This window comes from Bradyrhizobium sp. CSA112 (assembly GCF_029051645.1).
Lineage (GTDB): Bacteria > Pseudomonadota > Alphaproteobacteria > Rhizobiales > Xanthobacteraceae > Bradyrhizobium.
In genome coordinates this window covers 36,291-61,001 of sequence record NZ_JAACFS010000007.1, presented here as the reverse complement: position 1 = coordinate 61,001, position 24,711 = coordinate 36,291, and the positions used below count along the sequence as shown (strand labels likewise).

The window sequence follows — 24,711 nt, the reverse complement described above, 5'->3', positions numbered from 1 at the left end:
CCTCCCGGGAACACTCCCTAATGCGCTGGCATTATCATTTTGTTTTCATTGTTCGTGAGGTTGATCCATGCGTGCGTTGCTTAGAGTAGTCGCTATCGCGACCATCCCGGCCTGGTTAGGCACCTCTGTGAATTCTGCTGCGGCCCAAGACTTCAATGACAGATGGTCCATCATCCCAAAAGCGCACGCAGAACCAGCTCCTGAAGCACCCGACCAAACCAAGCAGAACTCGCCAGATCAGCCTGCGACTGAAAAACAGCCAACTGAATCATCGGTAAATCGCTTAGCTCCTCGGTCCGCCAATCGAGTGTTTTCCGGGAAAGCGTCTTTCTATTCGTATTCGAAGGGCAAAACAGCCAGCGGCGCCACCTTCCACCGCGATGCCATGACTGCAGCTCACCGCAGCCTGCCGTTCGGCACAAGAGTTCGCGTAACTGATCCTGCGAGCACCAAGTCGGTGGTGGTGCGCATTGTCGACCGGGGCCCCTGGATTCGCGACCGCGTTCTCGACCTTTCCCTTGGCGCGGCGCGCACGCTGGGAATCACTGATCGCGGTGTTGCCCGAGTGCGCGTTGAAGTCCTTTAGATCGTGCTCGGAACTCCATTTGCGGTTGGGCTTTGAAACCCCGGTACTGCAACGCCTTTTCCCTTGCACTCATGCAATGCCACGAAGCCCTGTCTCCTCCCACTCTGGGTTGCAACAGTTATGATTCAGGCGCGACATGTTGAGTGAACGGTCTACGACGCAAACCTTTTCATAGACGAGAAATTCTCGCCTTGTCGGGAGTTGAATCATTGAACGCGACGATGTGCTAGCTCTCCGGGTGGCCTTCGATGGCTGTCCGCGCCTCATCCAAAATACAGAGCGCAGGTCTCTTGCTTTTCCGTCAAAGGGGCAAGGACGTCCAAGTCTTGCTTGGCCATCCGGGCGGCCCGTTCTGGAGCCGCAAGGATCACGGTGCCTGGACCATTCCGAAGGGCCTGATTGGGCCTGGCGAATCCCTGCTTTCGGCCGCACAGCGCGAGTTCGCCGAAGAGACCGGCTACCGTCCGGACGGCAAAGCCATTGCGCTTGGCAGTGCCCAGCAACCGGGTGGTAAGGTGGTGCATGTGTGGGCCATTGAAGAGGATTGGGACCCAGCCGATCTTCGGAGCAACACGTTCGAGATGGAATGGCCTCCGCGGTCCGGGCGTCGACAATCATTTCCTGAGCTCGACCGCGCGTCCTGGTTTGGCGTTGCCGAGGCGCGACTTAAGATACTGAAAGGCCAAGCAGTGTTCCTGGACTATCTGTTGGAGATACTCGGTCGGGCTGACGGCAGTTAGCCGGACTGGGCCATTGGGCTGCTTCTTCCATAACATCTCATATCCGAATGATGTCCGTTGCTCGCGGGAAAGCAGACGTGCCGATCGCTCTACGTCAAGGTCTGCTATTGACCCTGGCTGTGTGGACCCAAAGCGGACGTTGCGGTGAACAGATTTACTAGGCTGGGCGTACCGGACCGCTTTGTGAAGCATCATCAGATCGGAGCCCTACTATCGCCTGTCGAGCAATAGTCGCGCGGTCTTGCAGCCGAACTTCCGATTATACGATCGTGCAGCGTTATACACCGAAGCGAATCTCATATTGGTTTTGCAGGCCCACCGCCCTAGAATTGCGGGGATCGCAGGACGAGCGAAATGCAGTATGTTTGCGACGCGCCGAACGGTAAGGCCTGGTTCCGTATCGAGACGGAAGGTGAAGCGGTGCATGAGTCGCGCCTCATGAGCCATACGGTCGAGAAATATTTTCGCCGCGAGCGGGAGAAGGCAGTCCAGTCCTGGCGTCCGGAGCGACCCAACGCGATCGAGCGCGACATCGGCCTCAAGGCCCATGTAGAGCGAGAGATGCCGCTTTTCCTCACGTTGCGCGACAGGGAGGGCAATGCACTGACTACAGCGATGCTGCCGCCGGGTGGCAAGGATCGCGGCGGGTTCCGGATCATCATCGTTGCCGCATCCAATGCCGATCCTTATCCTCAGCAGGACGCGGCCATCGCTGCGCTGGGAGCGCATTTCGGTCTCACACTCGATCGCGACCGCTGCTTCCCCTACGGCCGCTAACGATGTCGGCTCATGGACCGTTAGCCGGCGAAGCACGGCATCGGCCGTTATTTCCGATCTTGGGAGGACAGCGGACTGCTCGTGCTCTGGCGGAGCCTTTCGGCTCATCGCCCCGTTGCGGACATTCGCAAACGCCTGACGGTGCTATGTCCCGGGTACGGTCGACCGTGAGCATGCCAGCGGGACGATACCACTGGGCCCCAATGTCCGGACGTGGCCGCATGTAGTATAGCCCTACCTCTGAAGCGCCGACCTAACCTCCGCGCTCACGATCACCGCGAAGCCTGTCTCTGCCTGTAACTTTCAATCATCGCTGGCGTAGCGTCACGAGGATAGCAAAGCGGCGCTGCGCCGCCCGGTCGAGAATAGGCGCTCCGACTGTGGGGTCTTTCAGCCCACGATAAGCAGCCTGGAAACTGACTTTGGTGTCGGTGCCATCAAGCAGCAGCGCCATACGCAAGGCGTTCTTGGTTATTCCCGGCGGGGTTGGTTTTCTCTATCCAGCGCCTCTTGCAACTCTTTCTTGGCTTGGTGGTAGAATTCGTCGTCTTTGCCCGAGGGCTCGCCTGCCTGCTGCCAGAGCTCATAAGCCCGCCGGACAACATCCATTTCCTTGGGTGTGGCCATGCCTCTTCCTTGAAGCGCAGTCCCGCCTTTGGGATTTGGGAGCCGAGGGCAGAAACGGCGCTGTTACCAGCGCCGTTTTGGTGCACCACACGCGTGGTATCGGCCCACTTCGACTGGCGCTGGCGGGCGCGACCCGCTCTGGCTCTGCTGGCGTGGGAAGCCTTGGTCGCGATCCGATGATGAGGCTATGCCGCAACGAACCGTAGTCAATTGGAATAAACACTTAAATTTAGGACAGCAGCTTTGACAGGCTGCGCCGTTGTCGCCAGAAAAGAAACAGGTCACTAGCTACGAAGTTGCAAACCCGACTCGCTCAGGCCTATCTGGCTCAGTTACAGACCCCCTCAGATTGGCGCCAAGCCGCAGTCTTCAAGACTGCCAAAACGCCACCGCATCGACGCGATTGATCCGCAACGGACATAGGTGGGAACTTCGGTTGAGAACACTGGGTCCTCGTCAGCCGGGTAACAAGCCCGCAAATGGCCTGAGAGTTGCCGTCCCTATCGCTTGCTCGGGGAAACCTTAGCATCGCGCAATGCAGGAACCGCGGCGCCGGATGATGCGGCTCGCGCGGGACGCCCGGACGGGTCGCGGGCGAGGTTTGACTGCAACTCCACGAGATCCGTGAACACGTCGGCCTGGCGCCGCAGTTCGTCGGCAATCATCGGTGGCTGGCTCGATATCGTGGAAATCACCGTAACGCGGACGCCGCGACGCTGAACTGCCTCGACAAGGGCGCGGAAATCTCCGTCGCCGGAGAACAGAACCATCTGGTCGATTTGATCGGCGAGATCCATGGCGTCCACGGCCAGTTCGACGTGCATACTTCCTTTGACCTTGCGGCGACCGCCGGCGTCCGTGAACTCCTTCGCCGCCTTGGTGACTACGGTGTAGCCGTTGTAACTGAGCCAATCTGTTAACGGGCGGAGCGAGGAATATTCCTGATCTTCGATGACTGCCGTGTAGTAGAACGCGCGCAGCAAACAATCACGTCCTTCAAATTCTTTGAGAAGGCGCTTGAAGTCGATGTCGAAGCCGAGCGTCCTCGCGGTCGCGTGCAGGTTGGCGCCATCGATAAAAAGCGCGATGCGATTTGATTTGGACGACATCGAGGTTGACCAGCGCATTATTTGCAAACAGCGGCGAAGCGCGTTCTCGCCTCAAGCTCTGGTTGGCTTGAATTGAACAATAAAATTTAGATTGTGGGGCGGCATTCTACCAGAACTGAGCAGCAAGTTATGCCCTATTACTTTAAGGTTCAAATTGTTTTTTCGTAAGGTTTCTGCCGCTTACCGAAGATGAGCAAATGAAGGGCGGAATGCCACCGCATCAATTGCCTATCTTTGGAACTCTGTTGCAAAAGCGTGGTCGTGTATGGAGATGGAGCGTTTGTACGGCCGAAGGGCGAGTCGTTATGCTAGGTGGCGAAAAGTCGCCGAGCCTCTGCCAGATACAAAGCTAACAGAGCGCTCTTCCTGATGTTACTCTGCGCTCCTTACTCATGCGCTCCTTACTCATATGTCCATCTGCGTAACGGCGACAGTAGAGCGGACAGCCATTCTGGTCGCTCACATTCCAGCATTTAGCCCACGTGTGCGAGTATCTCAGGCCGACTAGGATGTCTGATGGTGGTGCCCCTTTGAGACATGCCCGCCTATCCTGAGAATGTCCGTTCACCGGGGTAGACCGGAAGTCGCCGTAGTCCGGCCAAACCGACGCGAATGACCCCTATCGGACATTCGGCGTGATGCTCTCGTGCGTCCACAGTCCGCGCCTGGGGGAGACTACGTGAACAAGCGGTCGGTCGCTTTATCGAGCCGTCTTTCCGAACCGCTCGCGTCATTTAGATGACCAACCAACTCTCCGGACAGCCGGTAGATGTTGATCCCTTTGAGGTCATACAGCTTCGTACCATTACGGTCGAAAATTTCTCGACCCACTATAGCGCCGACGTGAATACCCTTGCTGTTGAATATATTGCCTTTCACAAGAGCCTCCTTGCTTCAGGTCGAGCCGTGCGAATCGCTGCTCTTTCGCCGATGTGTCAGAGCCGCCTTTATGGGGCGGCTTCTGTCACCGCCGCGCTGCCTCTGCCGAGCACAAGGCTGGCCAATGGCTCATTGAGCTGGCTCGTTGAGCCCACGCCGGGATCAGCAATCGTCTCCCAGTTGTTGCCGCAAGCCGAACACCGCCATTCGTTGACAACCCCCGTGGGCAAATAGGTTGAACTGACCGGGGCAGTAACAAGTTGTCCGCAGCTGCAGGTATTGGTCCCTCGTGATGGAGAGCGGCGCGGCTCGCTGGCCATTCTGGAAGCCCAGCGGCTCTCGAACCTTCGCTGAAAATGCAATGGATAGATGATCGAACTCATGGGCTCCCTCCTGTTGGGCGGCGGGAGCACGGTACGGTCTCTCGGTCACTGAAGCCGTTTTACGATCAATGATACTAACAATATAGGGCTTGAGCCACCCTATGGCTAGTCCGAAGCTCTTAGAAACTTTCGCGTCCGCTGTGGGAAACGATGTAGATGAACCGCCTCAAGCGGATCTGCCAGCGGGCGTTCGTTTGCGTGCTGCCGAGCACATGGAGCGGTCGCTAACCCCGACGGCAGCACTTCCCCATGTGCCGCCGCGAGCCGCGCGGTTTTATCGCAGCTTTCGGAACTCAATGCTGCACAGGACAATTCCGGGCGGCGTGCCCTCGAACTCGGTCGCCTGATATTTGCCGTTGGCGCAGGCTTCGATGCGCTCGCGCAGCCGCATGAACTGAGCCTCGCGCGGGCTCGCTTTCGCTCGCACCACACCTTCCATGTCATCCATGGCGGAGGTCGAGACCGCGCAAGGAATCTCCTTGTTGCCGTCGAGCATCGAGAACAGGACCACCATCCTTGTGTCGCGCAGGAGCAATCCCTTGCGGCAATTTTGCCTAGCCGAGTGGATCGTACCGCCCGTCATCGTCCCGCTGCGGCTTGCGATCGTGGTGATCGCGGTGGCCGTCCTCCATGCCTAAACTGAAATACCTGGTCAGTGGCAACCATGAAGGGGCCCGCGAAAATCTCGGCCGCGTCACGGTGGCGGCCGCTGGACAGGACGGGCGCGGTGAACTCGATTGGTCGGATGCGAGGTGGTCACTAAGGCCTTGAAGCGCGCCGGCACCGCGGCGGCGACGACCATAATGCCGCGGTCACGCCCACGATTGGAACGCCGGGGCCGGCGCGAGGTTAGATAGACTGCGCACCATCGCGGCGGCGTTGACACATCACAGAGGCGAAATGATCCGGATCGTGAACGAAGCCGGCGATGAGGTCGGCCAGACTAATCTCGACGGCATGCTTATCAAGGGGCACAAACGCATCGACGTTGAGCTAAAGCACCGCCGCAAACTGTTCTTCAGTACCGGCGGCGCGCTGGTAAGGATACACTGCATCACCATTGACCATGTCGCGCACAAGACCACGCTGGCGGTGGACGGCTTTAGTCGGGAAAATTCTCCTCAACATACAGCTTGAGCCATACAGCTTGAGCCGTCCGCCCAGCGTACCGTTGTTCGGGTACATCGCTTGAACCAATGCCCCGGTCTATAGGAGCGTCAACAAGGCCGGCGCGTTGGATTGGAGGCGGCACATGAGAAATCGTGGACGAAGCCGGCGAGATCATCGCCAAAGCAACGGATGACCATACGCTGATCGGCGGCCACCACCGCCTCGCGGTGGCGGGCAGCCTCCGCCTCGGTCAAAAACAGTTCTGGAAAGATACCGGCGAACCTGTGAAGCTTGATTCCTTCTTCAAGCGTCAGGGAAGCTCTCAACGACATACAGCTTGATGCGCTCGCCGAGCGTATCGTTGTTGGAATACATCTGCTTCAGATTGCGGACCAGCTTGAACCAAGCGTCCTGCTGGCCGGCATCATCGAACACGATGTTGAATTGGATCACAGCCTCACCGAGGCTGTCCCGCTGCCGCTCCTCGCGCTCGACGGGCTCACCAACATCGAACAGCTTAGCCAGCGCACCGGTATCGAAACCGATCTTCCCGATGTCGAAGTTCAGCGCCTCAAGCTCACGGATTTCCATCCTGAGCAGGTCGGGTCCCACCCCGCGTTCGTGGGCAGTTGGTTGTCCGCGAGCAGATAGGCCTTCTTCTGCGCGTCGGTCCAACCCCGGGCCGTCATGACCGGGATTCCACGGATGCCCAGCTTCTTCGCAGCAGCAGGCGACCATGGCCGGCGATGATCACGCCTTCCCCATCGACCAGGACGGGCGTGGTCCAGCCCCACTCCTGAATGCTGGCCGCTATCTGCGCAATCTGCGTTGCTGAGTGCGTCCGCGCATTCTTGGCGAATGGCACAAGGCTGGCAACGGAAACGCGCCTGACCTCATTTGCGGGCCACTGAACAGCGTTCTCAACGACGGCAACGGCACGGGTCATCCCAGCGGCTCACCGGTTACTCGCTCGCGCCGACGAGGTGATCGAATAGCAATTCATGTCCGTTGGTGGCACTTTTCGGACCTGGCAGGCCCGGCTGATGATGTCTGTTCTTGAGGGTAAGCGGACTGCCGAGTTGCACGCTCGGACTTCCGAATTTGACCCCTAACGGACATCAGCCCTCTGGCACCCCGGCCATGCGCATAGCATCCCGAAGACGTTTTCCTCCGGCTCGGAAGGCTGGATGGTCACTCATTCTTCGCATGCGGCGGATCGTAAACGTAGGGTCGAGCGTTAGACCCTCTTGAATGGCGGCACGAGCCTCATCGGGCTTCTCAACAAGCACAAGCGCCGCGCCCAGATGAAGGTGAGCAAGGGGATTATTTCGATTGGTCTCAAGGCTTCGACGTAGCCACGTAACCGCTTCGGCATCTGCGGCGAGCATCAACTTGGCAACGCCGACCCAATGCAGCCATCTGTAAACACCTGAATCGCGAGGAGATAAACGCAGCGCCTCCAGAACGTGGGTTTCTGTCTCAGCAGCGCGCCCGATGAGGATTTTGGCCGCACCGATCGTAGCATGCGCGTCCGCCAGATTCCGATTCAATTGCAGCGCTCGTTCGCATTCGGCGATACCTTGCGCCGTGCGGTTCGTACACATTTGTGCACAACCCAAAAGCATGTGGGCCAAAGCATTGTCTGGTGCAAGGGTTACCGCTTTAGTTGAGGCTGTTTCTGAAGCGGCGAATCGCGCAGCCCCATCGTCGATGAGATAAGCGCCGGTCATTCCGTCAACGTACGCCAAGCCCACCAACGCTTCAACGCCTTCGGGATCAAGTGCTAAGGCCCTTTCGAAAAAGCCGCGCGCTTGCGCCATGTGGTCAGGGGTAGGCCCCTTGTTGAACCAAGCCATGCCTTGGAAATAAAGGTCCATTGAATTGGGATGCAGCGAACGCTGCGCCCGCCGTGCCTCAGCCTCAATCAGTTGCGTCTCCAGTGTGTTCGCGAGCCGCGATACGATTTCGTCCTGCATTTCAAACAGATCGGCGACGGGCTTATCGAAGCGTTCGGCCCAAAGGTGATTTTCGGTTCTGGCATCAACAAGCTGCACGTTCACCCGAAGCCGGTTGCCGCTGCGCTGCACGGAGCCTTCGAGCACGTAACGGACGTTCAACTCCCGCCCTACCTGCCGAACATCTGCTGACTTCCCCTTGTATGAGAAGGCGCTGTTACGGGCGATGACGAACGAGCGCCTGATGCGCGAAAGGTCCGTGGTCAGGCTCTCGGTCACCCCATCGACGAAGTAGTCTTGCTCGGGATCACCGCTGAGGTTAGCGAAAGGCAGCACAACGATGGAAAGATGAGGGGGTGAAAGCGGCCTTTGTGCCTTGTCGTCGTTCTGCGCAGCCGAACTACTCGACGAAGTTGCGGGCCTCTGCCCTTCGTGCACTGCGCCAACGAAGCGAAAGCCTTTACGCGGCAATGTTTTGATTAGGCGCTGCTTGTCACCATCGTCACCAATCGCGTTCCGGGCGACATTCAGGCGGGTCGTCAGCGCTGCATCGGACACGCTGCGCCCGTTCCAAACAGCGCTAATGAGATCGTCCTTGCTGACGACGCGCTCCCTATTGCGGATCAAATAGTCGAGTAGATCGAAGACCTGCGGCGTTGTCGGGACCACGTCAGCCCCTCGCCGTAGCTCGCGACGGTCAGTGTCGAATGCGTACTCCTCGAAGAAATAGCGCAAGGCGCGTGATCCCTTGGATGAGGGGCGATTTCACGGCCCGGCCGTCGGCCGGGTAGTCCAAGAATAAGCTTCTGGTGAGGAAAATGTAAGCTGCTGATCAAGCACGCCTGCCGATCTCCTGCCACCTTGAATGGTGCAGCACCCTCGGGAGGCCCGAATGAGCACGATCAACGACATAATTTGGCTGGAGCGAACATTTAGATCGACGCGATACGTCTCTAGCTTCTTCTGGATATGCTGGGATGCATACCAAGAGCGACGTCATCGCCACCGTATACAAACTGGCCTTCTCGACTTGAGTGACAGGGAGCTCCAAGACATCGGCATCTCGCGCGGTGAGGTCGATTATGTCGCCTCGAACCGAGGTATCGACCCGCGAGGTATCCGGAGCGGGACAATTGTCTAATCCGGCGCCGACCGGGCGGCGGGAATTGGAGATGACCAGGTGCTCCCATCCGAGCGGAGCTCGACTTCCGGTATGGGTCAAGAGCACCGTTTGGACGGTAAGCTTGCCGCTTCCGGTCTACCCAGGCAAGCGGACTGTTTGGCAGCCCGTCCGCCACGTCGCACACGGGCCAGTGGCGGTCATCTTAGGGTGCCAATATCAGACATCCAACGGACGGGATCTCGTGCTATCGGGTGGTTAGAGGTGACGTAATCGATCTCACTGCGCGTTATACCGATGTCCATAAGCTCGCTGTCCGTCAGGCGGCACAATTCGGTTTGCAGCCTCCGGCGTTTGCGCCACTCTTGAAAAGCCTTCCAATATGCTTCGAGAGGACTATAGACCTGACGGTTAGTAGTTGCTGGGTGCTGCAACTTGGTAATCTCGCGGACCGTGCTCATTGCGGTGTGTCCTGTCTGGACTTTTTCACGAGATGAACTTGCCTCGGGATGCGCCAGTCCGCTTGACATCCGGCTTACATTTTCCTTACCGGCGGCTTATTCTTTGCGCCGGAGCGGCGCTGCAGCCCGAAGATCGAAGGCCGCCTGAGGATCGTCAGTTGCGCTATTTCTTCGAGGAGTACGCATTCGACACTGACCGTCGCGAGCTACATCGCGGGACGAGCCCTGTACCCGTGACGCCGCAGGTCTTCGATCTCCTCGACTATTTGATCCGGCACAGGGAGCACGTCGTCAGTAAAGACGATCTGATCAGCGCTGTTTGGAACGGGCGCAGCGTGTCCGATGCAGCGCTGACGACCCGCCTGAATGTCGCCCGGAACGCGATTGGCGATTCGGGTGGCGAACAGCGCCTCATCAAGACCCTGCCGCGCAGAGGCTTCCGTTTCATTGGACAAGTGCGGGCAGCGCAAGAGCCCTCGGGCGTAGCAGGATACGATAGCCCTATAGAACCACCGAAGGCCACTCTGCCGCTTCCGGATAAACCTTCGGTCGCCGTTCTCCCCTTCACCAACCTGAGCGGCGATCCCGAGCAGGAATACTTCGCGGACGTTCTGACCGGATCGCCAGCGAGGGAGCGAAAGGAACGGTCACCTCGCGAGATCGACCAGGAGGTAGCTCGCAAGGCGGCACTTGCCTATGAGAAATGGAGGCGCGACGCCGAGAGCCGAAAGGAAGAGGCGGCGAGGGAAAATGCCCACCAGCGTCGCGAGCGGGCCATTGAGAAAGTTCAGGCCGCGCTTGATAAGGCCGAGCGGGAGCATACCCGTAGGGTTGATGTCATCGAGACCGAGCGCGCGGACATCGAAGCACGGGCACAGGCCGAAGATGCACGCTGGCACAAGCAGAAGAGCGAGCTAGAAAAGGCATTGCGTCGTGCCCGTAGCTGATCGAAAGAACGTTGATGAAATACTCCGAAGCTCGACCCTACGCTGATCCCGAGAGGGCCGCGCGCCGCATCGTTGAGATCGCCAGCACCGTCGCGCCGGTGCAGGACGGGCGCCTCCACGTCGAGCTGATCTACGGCCCGTTTTTGTTCAAGGACAAGGGCAGCCCGGCCGAATACGGCGCGGGCATGTCGCTCGCCATCGAGCGCGGCTGGCTGACGACGCATGAGAGCGGCACTTATGTGCGTTTCACACCGGCCGGTGCTGATCTGTTCGCGTAGCGTCAGCCCCCACGCCGTCGATGTCGGCTTTTGGCACATTTGAGACCCGCCGATGCACAGTAACGATGTCTGGTTATAGGGATAGAGCGGAAGTAGTCGGTGCGCGGCCAAACCGACGTGAATGACCCAACGCGGACATTGACCCAAGACCAGCCCATCCTGTCTACTCAACTGCGTGGCTGGCAGCAGCGCGAGTGTAAGACAATGCTGACGCAAATTTACGAGGTTGCGACACCTGCGGAAGCCGAGGCGATATCGGCAATCGGCGTGGATCATGTCGGCGTGCTCGTCGGCGATGGTGCGTTCCCTCGGGAACTTCCGGTTCAGAAGGCGTCAGCCGTTATGAAGATTATCCGGGCGCCGTCCGTACTTTCCGCGCTGTTCCTCTCGGCGGATGTCGCTCTTATCGAGCGGATGGCAGGGGAGCTTGATCCGCCCATCGTTCATCTTGGCGCATCAAGCGAATTGCTCACGCCTGATCTTGTCGTGGCGCTGCGCAAGTCCCTGCCGAAGATCAAATTCATGCGCAGCGTACCTGTCACGGGACCTGAGGCGGTAGGTGTGGCGCAAGCATATGATGGAGTTGTCGATTGGATCCTGCTTGACAGTCATCATGCAGGTGATTTGCAAATCGGCGCGCAGGGCGTGACGCATGACTGGAGCATCAGTCGAAAGATAGTGGAGAGTGTTCGTACCCCAGTAATACTTGCTGGTGGCCTCGGACCAGACAATGTCAAAGAAGCTATTCGGTCGGTGCGACCTGCCGGTGTTGATTCGAAAACAAGAACCGATCAAGAGGGCACTCACTCAAAAAACCTGGGGAAGGTAGAAGCCTTCTATCGCGCTGCGACGAGCGGCTAGATCGCACCTCTCTTCTTGGCACTTTTCGGACCACCAGACTGACGATGTCCGTTCTTGAAAGCAAAGCCGGCTGCACCTCAGGACTTCTCAGTTTGACCCAGAGCTGCCGTGGTCGCGCGTGAACCTACTCAAGGTTTCTGGCGAGGAGCGGACGCAGGGCCAGGATGCCAACAACGGGACCAGGCACCAGCATCAAGAACAGATACGGCGTTGGAACGAGGCTGGCTGTGAGGTTGAGAAGCTGTATGCTAACGATCGAGATCCCGAATCCGATACAGTTGGCAATGGTCAAGGCCGACCCCACTTGCTCGGGTGGGGCGGAGGACGCGTTCAGCGCGGAGAATTGCGGCGAGTCTCCAGCGACGACGATTCCCCAGAACAGCAGGAACCCGATGAATAGCGCTGGCGTTGCGTTGAACAACAGGGGTGATGCGAGACAGCAAAGTCCCGACGCAGCGAGTTGTGCAAACGCTACGCGGGCGCTGCCCAGAGAAACCGACAAATAGCCGCCGCCGACGCAGCCGATCGCCCCTGCGGCGATAACGGCGAATGACAGCAGGGACAAGTTGAGGTCGACTGGTTCCGGGCGGGAGGCGTAGGCAGCAAGCGCCGGCGGTAGGAACGCCCAGAACGCATACAACTCCCACATGTGGCCGAAATACCCGAAGGCTGAGGCGCGGAACCGCGCAGATCGAAAAACTGCGAGCATCGCACTTGGATGGAAACGGGATCCGGCAACCAGGAACGGTCCGTCCGGCACAAATACGTACATGATCACGCCACCAAGGGCGGCAATGAGTGAAACGCTCAAGATGACTATCTCCCAAGGCAAAGTCTGCCCGAGCCCCTTGATGAGGTGCGGGAGGGCCGTGCCGAGCACGCCCGCGCCGACCAGAAAGCCCAAAGCCTTTCCGAGATCGCTCCGATACCATCCGGAAGCGATCTTCATGCCGATCGGGTATATGCCAGCGAGGAAAAACCCAGTCGCGAATCGGGTCAACAGCAGGGGGATCTCCCCACTCCACAAATAGAGGCCCGCATTGCACGACGCGCCAAGGAGGGAGCAGGCAAGGAAGGTCGCGCGCGGCGAGTATCTGTCGGAAACGGCCAGAGCAGCAAACGCAAGCGTACCTGCGATGAAGCCAAGCTGAACGGCAGCGGTGATGTGGCCCAAGGCCTGGTCCGGCAGCCCCAAGCGGTTCTGCAAGTCGGGAAGCACCGCGTTGCCGGCAAACCAGAGGGAGATCCCGGCAAGCTGGGTCAACACGATGACTGGGAGAATGCGGGCGGGCCGCCTAGTCATGCACAACGTTGCCTGGCTTGTGTCGCAAGGCGTCCACTATCCTGAGATTGCCGGTGGAGCACAAGCCGAAGAGATCGCGTGACCTGTCAGCGAGGTAGTCCGTTTGCTGGGGACGGTGACCACGGGTCCGCGGCTAAGGCAGTCGACGAGCTGAGGCGCGATTACCCCGGACTTTCCGCCGAGGAGTTTGCGGATGGTTTCCGTACGCCTCGGCCGCAAGCGCAGAGCCCATCAATCGGGCCTTGCAGAGCGCAGGTTGAGACTGATCTTTTTCGCGCCTCACGGCAGCTCCTGGCACTTTTCGGAAGTGGTGGTCCCGATGCGTGATGTCCGCAGTTCGGGGAAGACCGGAAGTAGTCGGCCGACGACCAAGATGACGCGATTGACCCATATACGACATCGAACGGATGCAGGGCGACCAGCGATCGAACACACACGCCCTTCGAACCGCCGACAGAAGGAATTATACAGTGACAGTGCATCCGGTTGCAGGCGCTCGGCGACAGTGCCTCATTGACGACCGATCGCCGAGCGTCGAAATCCCAGGCACCGCCTACCACGTAGACCGCGCAAAGGCGGCCCGTCGGAAATCCGAAGCCGCTACGGAAGCTCGGATATCAGCTTAGTCCATTCGGCCTCGGTCCAAGCTCGGGAGGTGCAGGTGCGCACGTTTCCCAGCGAACCGAGCGCAAGCGCGAATTTGGTGACATGGTCCCCGAGAGGTGCTTCGGCGATGACAAGGATGTCATGCTCGCCAGAGGTGAGATAGACTTGCTTGATATCGACCCCGACTTTCTTGGCGAGTTCTTTCGCCGCTTCGCTGCGCTTGGGAGCGTCACTGACCGCGCGAATTCCCTGGTCGGTCCAGTTGATCGTTAATATGAATGTCGGCATGTCGTCCTCCATGGATTACACAAGCCCATTGCTTGCCGCTCGCGCGGCAGGCCAACTTGCTCTATGTTGAAGTTGCGAGAGCGCCACAAAGGTAGGCGCTGCTTTCAGACTGCGATGCCCGCCGACGGCCTGATCGCTGCCCATTCCATCAAGCGGCGACGTCGGCTCGTCCCGTCTTAAAGGGCAGCTCATCACACACTACGCGATGTCACGCGCCTGAGAAAGGGGGCTCCCGCGTTGCTATTACCCGGTGGAAAAGGAATAACGAGCCGGATCGGTCGCGACGGATAAGCTTGCGCCCTCGCGATGCGCGAGATGGTCGGAAGCACGGCAGTGCCCGTGATCAGATACAGAAATTGTCTACGGGGAAGTTTCATCTTGCGCTCCCAGATGCGAGCGACTGGCATCGCGCGTGAGCTTACATCAGTTGCCCAAATGTCAGAAGATGAGAGGATGGTTTAACAAAGCCATTCCCGTTACGTCGCACAAGACTATTTCTGCGACAGCGACATAGCCTGTTCGCGAATGAGTACAATTTCCGCTCCTGGCACGTTTGAGGCAGGCCGACAGACGCTGAGAATGTCTGTTTATTGGGGTAGACCGGAAGTGATTGATCCGTGACCAAGACGACGCGATTGACCGATGTTGATAAAGTCTGCGATTTGCAACCTGGGTCGCCCGTCGAGTTTGTGGCAATCGGCCTCACCTTCTTTGCTGGAATCGACCCCTTGAGTCCCGACAAACTGCGTGACACCCTCCCCCAAACCTACGGGGAGGCACATGACGATTCTCTGCCGTGTCCTAATGATCTATCCGAAGTTCGTCCCGAACTCGTTCTGGAACTATACGGAAGCCTGCGAACTGGTCGGCGCGAAGTATCCGGCCGCGCCACTCGGCCTGATCACCGTCGCCGCCATGCTGCCGAAGCATTGGGACATCCGTCTCGTCAACCGTAACACCGAGCCTTTGACGGACGCGGACCTCGACTGGGCCGATCTCGTGATGATCGGCGGCATGCTCAACCAGCAGCCTGATTTCATCTACCTGATCGATCTCGCCCACCTGCACGGCAAGCCGGTATGCGTCGGTGGACCTGACGTGTCCTCCAGCCCGCATCTTTACGCGGACGCGGACTTCCAGGTGATCGGCGAGGCCGAGCAAGTCATCCAGCACTTCATCGCCGCCTGGGAAAGCGGCGAGCGCAAGGGCGTGTTCATCGCCGAGAAATTCAAGATCGACGTCACGCTAAGCCCGATGCCCCGCTACGATCTGATCAAGTTCGATCACTATCTCTTCATCGGCGTGCAATATTCGCGTGGCTGCCCATTCACCTGCGAGTTCTGCGATATTATCGAGCTGTATGGTCGCGTGCCGCGCACCAAGACCAACGATCAGATTCTCGCCGAGCTGCAAGCGCTCTACGATCACGGTTATCGCGGGCATGTCGATTTCGTCGACGACAATTTCATCGGCAACAAGAAAAACCTTCGCACGCTACTGCCGCAGCTCAAAGCCTGGCTGGAAGAGCGCGACTATCCGTTCGAGTTCTCGACCGAAGCCTCGATCAATATCGCGGACGACGATAATCTGTTGCAGGCGATGAAGGACACAAATTTCTTCGCGATTTTCGTCGGCATCGAGAGCCCGGATCCAGAGGCGCTCGTGCAGATGAAGAAGAAGCAGAACACCAGGCGCAACATCGCGGAGTGCGTCCATAAGATTTACGGCTACGGCATGTTCATCACCGCCGGCTTCATCGTCGGGTTCGATACCGAGAAAGTTTCGATGGGACAGGCGATGATCGACTTCATCGAGGAGACGAACATTCCAGTCTGCATGATTGGACTACTCTATGCGCTGCCTGGCACACAGCTGACGCGGCGGCTAGCCAAGGAAGGCCGCCTGCACAACGGCCATGACCTCATGAAGGTCGAGCAGGCGGGCGACCAATGCACGCTCGGATGCAATTTCGACACCAAGCGTCCGCTTCGTGACATCCTTGTGGATTACAAGGCCGTGCTCGGGCACGTTTTCTGCCCGACGGCATACGCGGGACGGCTGTCACGGCTCGCCGTCATGCTTGACCGCTCCGACCGTCGCCGCGACCTGCCAGATGGCGACATGCGCAAGAGGCTTGGCGGCATCGACAGCGTACACAAGATCATGCGGATCCTACCGGAGGTTCGCGAGCCGTTCTGGAAGACCTTCGTCGAGATCGCTAAGACCAATCCAGGTGCGTTGCGTTACATCGTGATGCTGATGGCGCTGTACCTGCACCTCGGGCCGTTCTCGAAGCGCGTGATCGGTGAGATTGACCGCCGCATTGCCGAGTTGGACGGTATGCATCCGGTGAGGGCCACGGAGTCGTCTGCTTGTGCTCGTCCGGTAAAGGCCACGGGCAGTAATAACCCGAGGAGTGAGCAAGTTTAGGCCGTGAACTCATAAAGATGCAGAAGCGGACATCCGCTCCCTTAAGTCGAGGCCGTGATGCGATCAGTATCTTCCGGCGAGGGGTCCGCCCCAGTCGAACTTGTAGTTCAAGCCAACTTTGGCAACTTGAATCTTTTGCCTGATGTCCTCGCCGAATGGAGGCTGTCCCGGCAGCGCGCCGGTGGGCGTGAAGAAAGTGCGCTCGGTTCCAAGATCCAAATAATTGTACTCGGCCCTGACAGACACTGGCGGGTCGGAAGCTGGCAGGCCCCGCAACCCACTGCAACGAAGTAAGCAGCAGCAACAATGTCCGGTCCTGGCACGAAACGGACCTGCCGGGCCGACCTGACGATGTCCGTTGAAGGGGGCAGAGCGGAAGTCGGCGGTACGCAGTCAAACCGACGCGATTGACCCATAGCAAAAATGACGGTGTTAAGCTGACGTTTACGCTGGGAGTTTGGGCTTTCTAGTTTGCCACACATCGATGTGTTAGCCTCGGCACTAGTTCCGCGATGATGGGGGTGATCGGTCACCCGATATGCGGTTGCGGTTTGGCTGGAGCGTAGGTGATTTTCTTAGATTTCATTCTTGACGTCGTAGGGTACACGACAGCGCGATTATTGCTTCCAACCTTGACCTTTCAGAAAGTCAAAGTTGACGTTCTTTCTTCAGACGAAGTCGGCTTCAACTGGTTGGGCTTCAAACGCTTACCCAACGGCGCATTGCTGTGCGACGCAGATTCGGCCGGATGGATAGGCGCGCTTTCTTGGCTGATCGTCCTCGCCGTAGCAATCGCCGTCGCCCTGCGATAGACCGCCTCGTTTGGTGTCCTCTTTATCACGTCGGCTATTGGCACAAGGCGGACGTGCCGGACCACGGTGAGTATCTCGCCTGTCGCGGGTAGAGCGGACGTCGACTTCTATGACATCTGACGCGCGAACGCCTTAGCGGCCTCATGTCACAATTTTGGATCACAGGTAGAGTACTCTAATATCCACTAGTTTTCAGCGATCTGGCGGCTTGGGTGCCTAGGCCGTGATATGCATTCACATCGAAGGAAAGCGGATCATGCGTGCGGCGGCATTCCTGCTCACTCAGTTGTTGGCGTTTCCGTTCAATCAGGCTCTTGCTTGGTGGGATGAAGGCCATATGCAGATCGCTTACGTGGCCTATCAACGCCTCAATGCCCCGGTCAAAGACAAGGTCGATGCCCTGCTAAAGTTGAACGGCGACTACGCTTTATGGACGGCCGGTGCACCTGATGAGCCAACCGCGAGGCTATACGCCTTTGTGCATGCCGCGACCTGGGCTGACGATATTAAGACGAAGGGTGGTTACGTCACAGATAACGCCAATGGCCCCGACGCAGGCAAGAATATTGGCTACGCGGACAAGAACCGGCATCCGTATTGGCACTTTAAGGATACGATGTTCTCGCCGGATGAAACACCGCTGGCAACGCCGGACCCGGTTGATGCCGTCACCCAGCTGAAGCTGATGATCGCAGCCTTGCCTGCATCATCCGGAGCGTCCGACGATGTGCGCTCCTACGATCTTGTTTGGATGCTGCATGTTGTCGGAGATCTTCATCAGCCGCTTCACACGGTTCAGCGCCACACGGCCCAAATCCCAGAGGGGGATCGTGGCGGAAACTCTGAACGGGTTATTCCAGCGACCGGTGAAACGCTTCCCCTGCATTCGTATTGGGACAGAATCTTTGGTGGGTATTCCTCGGTCTTTGGCGCGATCTTTGATGCGAAGGACCATGGCGGTCTGATGAGCGTTCATCCCGACGCCGATGCAGCTCAGATACTGGACCCCGATGCGTGGGTCACGGAGAGTTTCGAGCTTGCGAAGAAGTTTGCTTATGCCCCGCCCGTCAGTGCCGGGAAGGATGCCGTGCAATTGACGCGCGAGTACGAGACCGACGCCCGAAACGTTGCGCGACGCCAGGCCGCGTTGGCGGCGGCTCGGTTGGCAAACCTGCTTAATGACGCATTGAAGTGATTGCAGAAGCGCTCATTGGCAGCGTCTTGGGTCGGCCACCGACCGACTTATGTCATAACGCGTATTTTGCGAATCCGCCGGCTCATCGCGCCTCCCGTCGCGTCGCGCTATTTCGTCACTGTCCCCCGCAATAGCTTGATGCCATGCGCGAGCGCGTTTTGCATCAATAGCGTGTCGGCGCTGTAGGCGATCATGCGAAAACCCTTGGCGCGGAAATCGCGCGCCCACTGCTCGTTTCCGGCGAGAAAGCCTGGCGTCTTGCCGTGCTTCTTGCACGCCTCGACCAGGTCATCGATAGCTGCATGGAATTTCGGATTGTCGAACTCCCCGGGGATACCGATGAAGTTCGTCAGATCGCAGTGACCAAGCCAGACCACGTCGACGCCGTCGACCGCTGCGATCGCATCGACATTGGCAATGCCTTTTGCGGTCTCCACCAGCGCGATGACCATCGTGCGCGCGTTCGCTTGAGTGATTTTGTCGGTCTCGGGCCCACTTGAATAGTCATCGTGCGCCGCCACGTTGAAAGCCGCGCCACGCCGCCCTGCCGGCGGATACCTGGTGCAGTCAACGATCGCCTTTGCCTGCTCGGGTGTTTCGACCATCGGCACCATGATGCCCATTGCACCAATGTCGAGCGCACGCGCGATGTGATGATAGTGGTCCGACGGAACGCGCACGAGAGGCACCAGATCAAGTCCGCGGCAGAATGCGAACTGGGCCTTCATCGTCTCGAAGCCGACGCCTGAGTGCTCCATGTCGTAGAGGATGAACTCAGCGCCCGCTTCCCGGCAGATCGTCGGGTAGCCGGGCGTGAAGAATTCGAACGTCATCGTTCCGAACGCGCAACCGCCGGCCGCAAGGCGGGGTTTCAATGGATTTGGGCGCAACGCATTTTCCCCGAAGTGGTGATTACCGGAGTATGGCGAAGACGGTGACGAGCGTCTTTGAGGCAAACATACGTAGGTCCGTAGTTTTGATCAATCCCGCTCCACAGGATGGAAAGGAACAGTGGATCGATGCCCGGAATTGAAGGCCGCAACTGACGATGTCCGGGAGTTTATTCATTGGAATGTCGCCGATCGAAGTCCTTCCTGCCTGAAAATCTTTGGAAGAAGAGGTCGACAATCTTGTCGGCGCTTGTATCGCGCCACCTGCGTGGATAAGAATCCACGCACAACTGGGGGATGCAACAATGATACGGATTCTTTTCGTCGTCGCTTTAGCGACGGTGTTTCTTTCGACCGACAATGCACGGGCCAACTCGCTTAATGCCGAACGCCTCCTCGGAAAGCTGGCAGCCTTGGAGGCGCGCGTTGCTGCGCTGGAAACCAAAAACCGGGAGTACAAGCGCGAGCTGGAGCAAGCGCGGACGCAACGGCGCACCGAGGCACTGAAGAATGTTGGCCTTGCAAACGCGGCTATGCCGGCAAGAGATCTGACACCCAATCAATTAACTCAGACAGGCAATGAAACTGGCTGGACGGGTTTCTTTTGGGGAGCGGCGGCGGGTGGAGCTGCGACCAAGTCGAGCACAACCTCCAGCGAACGAGCTGCACAGATTTTCCCGGGCAATCCTCCGCCGTTTGACTTAAACGGCTTCAATACGTCTTCGCTGTCTGGACCGACTAGTAATGTAGGCGGATTCGTTGATGTGTTTGCCGGCGGCGACTTTCAACTAGCTCGGCTCGTTTTTGGTGGACAGATCGAAGCGACCGCCTCAGATCTGAATTTTAACTCGTCGGGAATTCGGTCTTATGCATACTTTAGTTCCGCGGGCCCGACCGGCGTAACCGCCACAGGAGATTATCGGCCCCAAGTTACATCACGATGGATGGCCTCGGCATTGCTGCGCGCAGGCATTCTTGTGGATGATCTTACCCTCCTCTACGGAATTGGTGGGTGGACCGTCGCGCAGTTCGAGGCCCGAAATCTCACCGACAATCCTTTTTACCAGCCCAATGAGTCCTTTTGGGCGAGCGGGCCCACCGCGGGCGTTGGGATCGAACGTAAGCTGGACTCGAACTGGCGCGTAAGAGCCGAGTACCGTTACACCAGGTTCGATACTGCGCATACCCAGGACAGATTCGCTTTTGTATCTGGTCCGAATTCACAGACCTATTCGCGGTCGACCCAATTCGATCAGTCGATGCAGTCTGGACGGATCGGTTTCGCCTATTCCTTCAATCCACTCAAATAGGTCAGAGCACGGATTGCGCGGCCTCGCGACCCGCCAGGTCCGCGCTTCGTGTCTTGCATTCCCTCTACTCCAGGTTTTTCATGTATGCTGGTCGCCTAGCAGCGAAGTTGCTCTTCGCTGCCTAGAATTCCGGAGCGTTGATCCATGGTCAATGCGCTCGTCATCCGCCGCGGTACGCAACTGGCAAAAGCCCAGAAGGCACTTCGCGCGGCACAGTATGTTCGAATGTCGACCGATTTTCAGCGATACTCGATCCAGAACCAGGCCGCCGCCATCGCGGCATACGCTCAGCAACGCAACCTTACTATCGTCCGGACTTACGTCGACGAAGGACGCAGCGGCCTGAGGATCAAGGGGCGGCCGGGCCTGATGGAATTGATCGAAGATGTTCAATCAGGGAACGCGGAATTTGACCACATCCTGGTCTACGACGTTAGCCGTTGGGGACGCTTCCAGGATGTCGACGAGAGTGCGCATTACGAGTTTGTCTGCAAGCGAAACGGCATCAAGGTCGCCTATTGCGCTGAGCAGTTCGACAACGACGGAAGCCTCCTGTCAAGCATCTTTAAGAACATCAAGCGTGTGATGGCGGCTGAGTATAGCCGAGAGCTTGGTGTGAAAGTGCACACTGGTCAGAGTCGAGTCGCAGGCCTCGGATATCGCGTTGGTGGCCCTCTTACGTTCGGGCTCCGCAGGGAGCTAGTAGATGAGAGCGCGCGTTCGAAAGGCAGGCTTACGAAAGGAGAGCGCAAGGCCTTGCATACGGATCGCGTGCGGCTTCAGCGTGGACCCGATAAGGAAACCGCCGTGGTCAGGCGAATATTCCATCAGTTTGTGATCGAGCGAAAATCGTACAGCCAAATCACTCGGGAGCTCAATCGAGCGAAGGTCACCAATCAAGGGCGCCCCTGGTCCGGCGCCATGATCCGCATCATTCTCATGAACGAAAACTACATCGGCAATATCGTTTACAACCGAACCACCCGTCCTATTGGACAGAAGTTGGTCAACAATCCTCAAGATCGGTGGATTCGAGGACTGGCAGTTATCGATCCAATCGTCGATCCCAATCTTTTTGCACGCGCACAAAAAATCATGGCCGAGCGGCGCATCCAGATCCCAGAAGATCAGATGTTGCTGAGGCTGCGAACGGCTCTCCATCGAAAGGGGAAGCTGAGTTGGACCATCATCAACAACACGCCCGGACTTCCCTCAGCCGGGACATACGCCGAGCATTTCGGACCGTTGCGAAAAATCTACGCGCTGCTCGGGTATGAACCAGGGCGCTACTGCGACTGGATAGATAGTCGAGTTTTTTGGTCCGACGTTTTGGCAAAACATGCCAACCAAGTGGCCGAGACACTAAGGATCGAGCAGAGCATTAAGGCGGTGGTCGAGCAGAGCGGCGCCGGCTTGATGGTGAATGGGAAGCTCAAGATTACCTTTCTGGTTGCGCGACGACTGCCAAAGAGAGGCCCAAACGAATCCCCGCACTGGAGAGCCTTCCGCGGGAAAACATCCGCCGGGGTTCTGGTCGTACTTCGACTAAACGAACTCAACACGGCCGTTAAGAATTATCTGGTGATACCTGCTTCATGGGGAACCGGAACCGGGGCCTGGGTAACGCTTTCGGATTCGGTTTTGGCTCGTGAAAACGCCGTGCGCGTCGACAGCCTCGACGAAGTGATCCGACAGATCAAAACCAGACTGTTAGAATATGACTATGCCGCGCCAACCAAGCCAACGCTAAAGAACAAACGAAGGAAGCTAGGCCGGCCCAAAACCAAGAACGGCCGCGTGCGGCACTGACGGATCTCAGATAGAGATAAGCGCCCAATATCTTGCCATAGTTCTTTTTGAAATCGCCATTGAGCTTCGAAATCTCGACAAGCGCGGAAGATTGGTCAGACATGGACACGAACTCCTGGGAACGTCCAGGTGCCTTATAAGCCACTGATTTGCCCTTGGGCGCAAGTTAAAAATTCGGATTTTCAGAAATGCGGTGGCGCGTCTGGGCGGCTAGATGAACTCTAGTTGCGACCGGCGCATTATGGTTCTGCGGACGTTGAGGGCTGTTTTTTGATTTCGTGCATCCGCTCCATTTAGCGATCGAATTGTGGCTCCGTTTGCTGCAGCGTCTTCAGAGCCAGACGCCACGCGCTCCGCCTTACACTTCGTTGTTGGAGGGTTTCCGCACTCTCGCGCCAACGCTTCCCAGCCCACGCATTTGCCAGAACTATTGCGATAACCTGGACCGCCTTTGTCGCCGCAAGCCGAAATAGCAAGATGCAGTCGAAATCGGCTCGTGGGAATTGCACGTCAGCGATCAGTCCCGTCCAGAGATGGTAAGTCCGCTGCGGCCATCGTCGCTATAGGTACGAACGATATCGATGTTACGCTCTGCCGCATAGGCAGCAATCACGTCCCTTTGGTTTGCTGTCGAGTAGCGTTGGTGGTCCGTCGACATGCGGACATACTGTGCTGCTCGGATGGCAGGAGGGATCTTCGAACTACAAGCGCGTTGCCCATTGTCCACCTCCCGAAGGGTGCGACCCGGCCGCCGAGCTTCTGCGGTCAGCTTTCTCGTCTCATCCCCAGATGCCGAGCGCAAACGCTTCCATGAATATCGACGCCCGCGAGGCCGAGAAGTCCGCCAGTGCCACTTGCGTCTTCTGTCGAAAGTCTCGTCACGATGCCGGTGGGCGACGCAATCACGCTAACTCTGCAGAAGTTTGTCTTTGCGGTTCCGCTGCTACCGTATCGATCTGAACTGACGTCGATGTTTGTCTCGGCGGTCAGTTGCCAAATGTAGGACGTATCGCCGCTATTCATTCGAAATGAGGATGCTGGCGGACCAAACTGAAGCACAAGCGCATCCACGTTCTTGCCCACATATTGGTCGCCAAGCCGGGTCGCTACCTCCTGCCGAGACGCGGCGCAACCAGCCAGCCAAACGCCCAGCGCCACAGTCCCCAAAATACGCATTTTGCCGTACCCCCACCGCCCTTGGAGATTCTGCCCGCAACCGAAGGGCGAACGCAAGCTCCATGTCGTCCAAATTCCGCGGGATTCACTGGGGCCGCCGCTTCACGATGGCGGGCCTGTCCTTTGTCAGCGGCCGTACAGACCGCGCCCCGGTGGCGGCTATTCTGTAAGTCCCCCGGCTGCATGCCCCCAAAGCCCCTAGCGGGGGTATCTCCTGGTGCGGCGGCCCCGGTGCGTTGCGCATTGCCGGGGCCGCTTCATTCCACGAGCCGCATGGTCCGGCGCCGTTTCATGCGATCCAGCGCGTGGACAACTTCTGCAGCTTCAGCGAGCCGGCATACCGGCTGCGTCGGTTGAGCTTTTGCTTCAGCGGATGCTGGCGAGGATCGAGGGCCTTTGTGACGAGCGGGATAGGTTTAAGAAGGAACAGGGCGGTCCGACGAAAGGGCGCGTGCTTGGTGGCCGGAGTTGGTGATGGCAGAGCCCGCTCAATTGGTACGATGAGGCGGCGGACAATTCGCCTTGGATCCAGGCGCTTGCCGAAGTGCGTCGCCGAGCGACGCGCGAAGGCCGGCATTATTGCATGTCCAGGCGATCACGATCGCGATTGATCAGTACGCTGAGAGGACCGCTCGGCCATCGCGATTACTTCTTGAACAAACCCCACGGCGGCGGCTGCCCACCGCGACCTCTTTGGGTCACAGCCACAGCAGGTCTGAACGGATGCGCGGCTGGCAGTCCCTTGGGCCCTCATTGGGTCACCCTAGTCATTGCCTCCAGGCTGTTCTTCTCCTGCCTGCTCGGTGGTAGGCCGAGAAGGGCCAGCCGCTGTTGCTTTCTGACCGCCCGGCTAATGGCCTGTGTTCCGCCGGGTTACCCTAGCTGCTACGGGCCATGCGGAGAAGGTTCGATTCTAGTTCCTCTCCCTCCGCCAGCCGATTTCCAGTCGCCGTACTTCCCGGGCGCGAAGGTCCCAAAATCCCGCCGATTTTGCCGATGTTTTTGTTCGGGAGAATATGGCGGACCGCTTTCGTTGCTCTCGAAAGGGGTTGGAGAAGG

At 58.2% G+C, this 24,711-nt stretch carries 25 protein-coding genes and 2 pseudogenes; 15 read left to right on the top strand and 12 right to left on the bottom strand.

Annotation, left to right across the window (positions count from 1 at the left end):
• The first annotated feature begins 67 nt into the window (after positions 1-67).
• The 3 genes from GWE18_RS15865 to GWE18_RS15855 all read left to right on the top strand — a co-directional run bounded on the left by GWE18_RS15865 (position 68) and on the right by GWE18_RS15855 (position 2,103).
• Positions 68-586 (top strand): septal ring lytic transglycosylase RlpA family protein, encoded by a 519-nt coding sequence (locus tag GWE18_RS15865; protein WP_275186640.1) that lies wholly within the window; start codon positions 68-70, stop codon positions 584-586.
• Positions 587-834: 248 nt separating this feature from the next.
• Positions 835-1,326, top strand: a complete 492-nt coding sequence (locus GWE18_RS15860) for an NUDIX domain-containing protein (protein ID WP_275186639.1) — start codon at positions 835-837, stop codon at positions 1,324-1,326.
• Between the two features lie 354 nt (positions 1,327-1,680).
• Complete coding sequence (locus tag GWE18_RS15855) at positions 1,681-2,103, top strand: hypothetical protein (RefSeq protein WP_275186086.1); 423 nt, start codon at positions 1,681-1,683, stop codon at positions 2,101-2,103.
• Between the two features lie 307 nt (positions 2,104-2,410).
• Here GWE18_RS15855 and GWE18_RS15850 read toward each other — a convergent pair whose 3' ends face one another.
• The 3 genes and pseudogenes from GWE18_RS15850 to GWE18_RS15840 all read right to left on the bottom strand — a co-directional run.
• On the bottom strand, positions 2,411-2,557 hold the full coding sequence (locus GWE18_RS15850; RefSeq protein WP_275186638.1) for a hypothetical protein: 147 nt from the start codon (positions 2,555-2,557) through the stop codon (positions 2,411-2,413).
• Between the two features lie 17 nt (positions 2,558-2,574).
• Positions 2,575-2,730, bottom strand: a complete 156-nt coding sequence (locus GWE18_RS15845; protein WP_275186087.1) for a DUF2934 domain-containing protein — start codon at positions 2,728-2,730, stop codon at positions 2,575-2,577.
• A 538-nt stretch (positions 2,731-3,268) separates the two neighbouring features.
• Positions 3,269-3,839: pseudogene (locus tag GWE18_RS15840) on the bottom strand (NYN domain-containing protein); the annotation flags it as partial.
• Between the two features lie 738 nt (positions 3,840-4,577).
• Here GWE18_RS15840 and GWE18_RS15835 point away from each other — a divergent pair.
• The gene (locus GWE18_RS15835) at positions 4,578-4,952 is read left to right on the top strand and encodes a hypothetical protein (protein ID WP_275186637.1); all 375 of its coding nucleotides are present in this window, start codon (positions 4,578-4,580) and stop codon (positions 4,950-4,952) included.
• Between the two features lie 423 nt (positions 4,953-5,375).
• On the opposite strand, the gene GWE18_RS15830 is transcribed toward GWE18_RS15835, so the two are convergent.
• A complete protein-coding gene (locus GWE18_RS15830) occupies positions 5,376-5,615 on the bottom strand; it encodes a DUF1488 family protein (RefSeq protein WP_275186793.1) in 240 nt (79 codons plus the stop codon).
• Between the two features lie 386 nt (positions 5,616-6,001).
• Here GWE18_RS15830 and GWE18_RS15825 point away from each other — a divergent pair, with 386 nt between their 5' ends.
• Together GWE18_RS15825 and GWE18_RS15820 are read left to right on the top strand one after the other, a co-directional pair.
• A complete protein-coding gene (locus GWE18_RS15825; RefSeq protein WP_275186636.1) occupies positions 6,002-6,238 on the top strand; it encodes a hypothetical protein in 237 nt (78 codons plus the stop codon).
• 125 nt (positions 6,239-6,363) lie between these two features.
• Entirely contained in the window at positions 6,364-6,552 is a 189-nt protein-coding gene (locus GWE18_RS15820) for a hypothetical protein (protein WP_275186635.1), read from the top strand.
• On the opposite strand, the gene GWE18_RS15815 is transcribed toward GWE18_RS15820, so the two are convergent.
• Both GWE18_RS15815 and GWE18_RS15810 read right to left on the bottom strand, forming a co-directional pair.
• Complete coding sequence (locus GWE18_RS15815) at positions 6,515-6,949, bottom strand: hypothetical protein (protein ID WP_275186634.1); 435 nt, start codon at positions 6,947-6,949, stop codon at positions 6,515-6,517. The two genes, GWE18_RS15820 and GWE18_RS15815, sit on opposite strands and share 38 nt — an antisense overlap.
• Before the next feature lie 380 nt (positions 6,950-7,329).
• Complete coding sequence (locus GWE18_RS15810; RefSeq protein ID WP_275186633.1) at positions 7,330-8,901, bottom strand: winged helix-turn-helix domain-containing protein; 1,572 nt, start codon at positions 8,899-8,901, stop codon at positions 7,330-7,332.
• A gap of 130 nt (positions 8,902-9,031) precedes the next feature.
• On the opposite strand from GWE18_RS15810, the gene GWE18_RS15805 reads away from it, so the two are divergent.
• Complete coding sequence (locus GWE18_RS15805) at positions 9,032-9,307, top strand: DUF1127 domain-containing protein (protein WP_342804266.1); 276 nt, start codon at positions 9,032-9,034, stop codon at positions 9,305-9,307.
• A 179-nt stretch (positions 9,308-9,486) separates the two neighbouring features.
• Here the strand turns inward: GWE18_RS15805 and GWE18_RS15800 are convergent, their stop codons facing one another.
• Positions 9,487-9,747: a DUF1127 domain-containing protein gene (locus tag GWE18_RS15800; protein WP_275186792.1), complete on the bottom strand. Its 261-nt coding sequence runs from the start codon at positions 9,745-9,747 to the stop codon at positions 9,487-9,489.
• 158 nt (positions 9,748-9,905) lie between these two features.
• Here GWE18_RS15800 and GWE18_RS15795 point away from each other — a divergent pair.
• From GWE18_RS15795 to GWE18_RS15785, 3 genes and pseudogenes are all read left to right on the top strand, one after another.
• Positions 9,906-10,367, top strand: a pseudogene (locus GWE18_RS15795) (transcriptional regulator); the annotation flags it as partial.
• A 341-nt stretch (positions 10,368-10,708) separates the two neighbouring features.
• Positions 10,709-10,972, top strand: a complete 264-nt coding sequence (locus GWE18_RS15790; protein WP_275186631.1) for a hypothetical protein — start codon at positions 10,709-10,711, stop codon at positions 10,970-10,972.
• 204 nt (positions 10,973-11,176) lie between these two features.
• On the top strand, positions 11,177-11,833 hold the full coding sequence (locus GWE18_RS15785) for a phosphoribosylanthranilate isomerase (RefSeq protein ID WP_275186630.1): 657 nt from the start codon (positions 11,177-11,179) through the stop codon (positions 11,831-11,833).
• Between the two features lie 124 nt (positions 11,834-11,957).
• On the opposite strand, the gene GWE18_RS15780 is transcribed toward GWE18_RS15785, so the two are convergent.
• Together GWE18_RS15780 and GWE18_RS15775 are read right to left on the bottom strand one after the other, a co-directional pair.
• Positions 11,958-13,097 (bottom strand): MFS transporter, encoded by a 1,140-nt coding sequence (locus GWE18_RS15780; RefSeq protein WP_275186629.1) that lies wholly within the window; start codon positions 13,095-13,097, stop codon positions 11,958-11,960.
• 639 nt (positions 13,098-13,736) lie between these two features.
• On the bottom strand, positions 13,737-14,042 hold the full coding sequence (locus tag GWE18_RS15775) for a GYD domain-containing protein (protein WP_275186628.1): 306 nt from the start codon (positions 14,040-14,042) through the stop codon (positions 13,737-13,739).
• Positions 14,043-14,810: 768 nt separating this feature from the next.
• On the opposite strand from GWE18_RS15775, the gene GWE18_RS15770 reads away from it, so the two are divergent.
• The 3 genes from GWE18_RS15770 to GWE18_RS15760 all read left to right on the top strand — a co-directional run bounded on the left by GWE18_RS15770 (position 14,811) and on the right by GWE18_RS15760 (position 18,467).
• Positions 14,811-16,460: a B12-binding domain-containing radical SAM protein gene (locus GWE18_RS15770; protein ID WP_275186627.1), complete on the top strand. Its 1,650-nt coding sequence runs from the start codon at positions 14,811-14,813 to the stop codon at positions 16,458-16,460.
• A gap of 566 nt (positions 16,461-17,026) precedes the next feature.
• Entirely contained in the window at positions 17,027-17,272 is a 246-nt protein-coding gene (locus GWE18_RS15765) for a hypothetical protein (protein ID WP_275186626.1), read from the top strand.
• A gap of 256 nt (positions 17,273-17,528) precedes the next feature.
• The gene (locus tag GWE18_RS15760; RefSeq protein ID WP_275186625.1) at positions 17,529-18,467 is read left to right on the top strand and encodes a S1/P1 nuclease; all 939 of its coding nucleotides are present in this window, start codon (positions 17,529-17,531) and stop codon (positions 18,465-18,467) included.
• A gap of 107 nt (positions 18,468-18,574) precedes the next feature.
• Here the strand turns inward: GWE18_RS15760 and GWE18_RS15755 are convergent, their stop codons facing one another.
• Complete coding sequence (locus tag GWE18_RS15755) at positions 18,575-19,300, bottom strand: aldolase/citrate lyase family protein (protein ID WP_275186624.1); 726 nt, start codon at positions 19,298-19,300, stop codon at positions 18,575-18,577.
• Positions 19,301-19,575: 275 nt separating this feature from the next.
• Here GWE18_RS15755 and GWE18_RS15750 point away from each other — a divergent pair, with 275 nt between their 5' ends.
• Both GWE18_RS15750 and GWE18_RS15745 read left to right on the top strand, forming a co-directional pair.
• The gene (locus GWE18_RS15750; protein ID WP_275186623.1) at positions 19,576-20,667 is read left to right on the top strand and encodes an outer membrane beta-barrel protein; all 1,092 of its coding nucleotides are present in this window, start codon (positions 19,576-19,578) and stop codon (positions 20,665-20,667) included.
• 144 nt (positions 20,668-20,811) lie between these two features.
• Complete coding sequence (locus GWE18_RS15745; RefSeq protein WP_275186622.1) at positions 20,812-22,476, top strand: recombinase family protein; 1,665 nt, start codon at positions 20,812-20,814, stop codon at positions 22,474-22,476.
• A 517-nt stretch (positions 22,477-22,993) separates the two neighbouring features.
• Here GWE18_RS15745 and GWE18_RS15740 read toward each other — a convergent pair.
• Positions 22,994-23,134: a recombinase family protein gene (locus GWE18_RS15740; protein ID WP_275186621.1), complete on the bottom strand. Its 141-nt coding sequence runs from the start codon at positions 23,132-23,134 to the stop codon at positions 22,994-22,996.
• Positions 23,135-23,941: 807 nt separating this feature from the next.
• Positions 23,942-24,229, bottom strand: a complete 288-nt coding sequence (locus GWE18_RS15735; RefSeq protein WP_275186620.1) for a hypothetical protein — start codon at positions 24,227-24,229, stop codon at positions 23,942-23,944.
• Between the last annotated feature and the right edge of the window lie 482 nt (positions 24,230-24,711).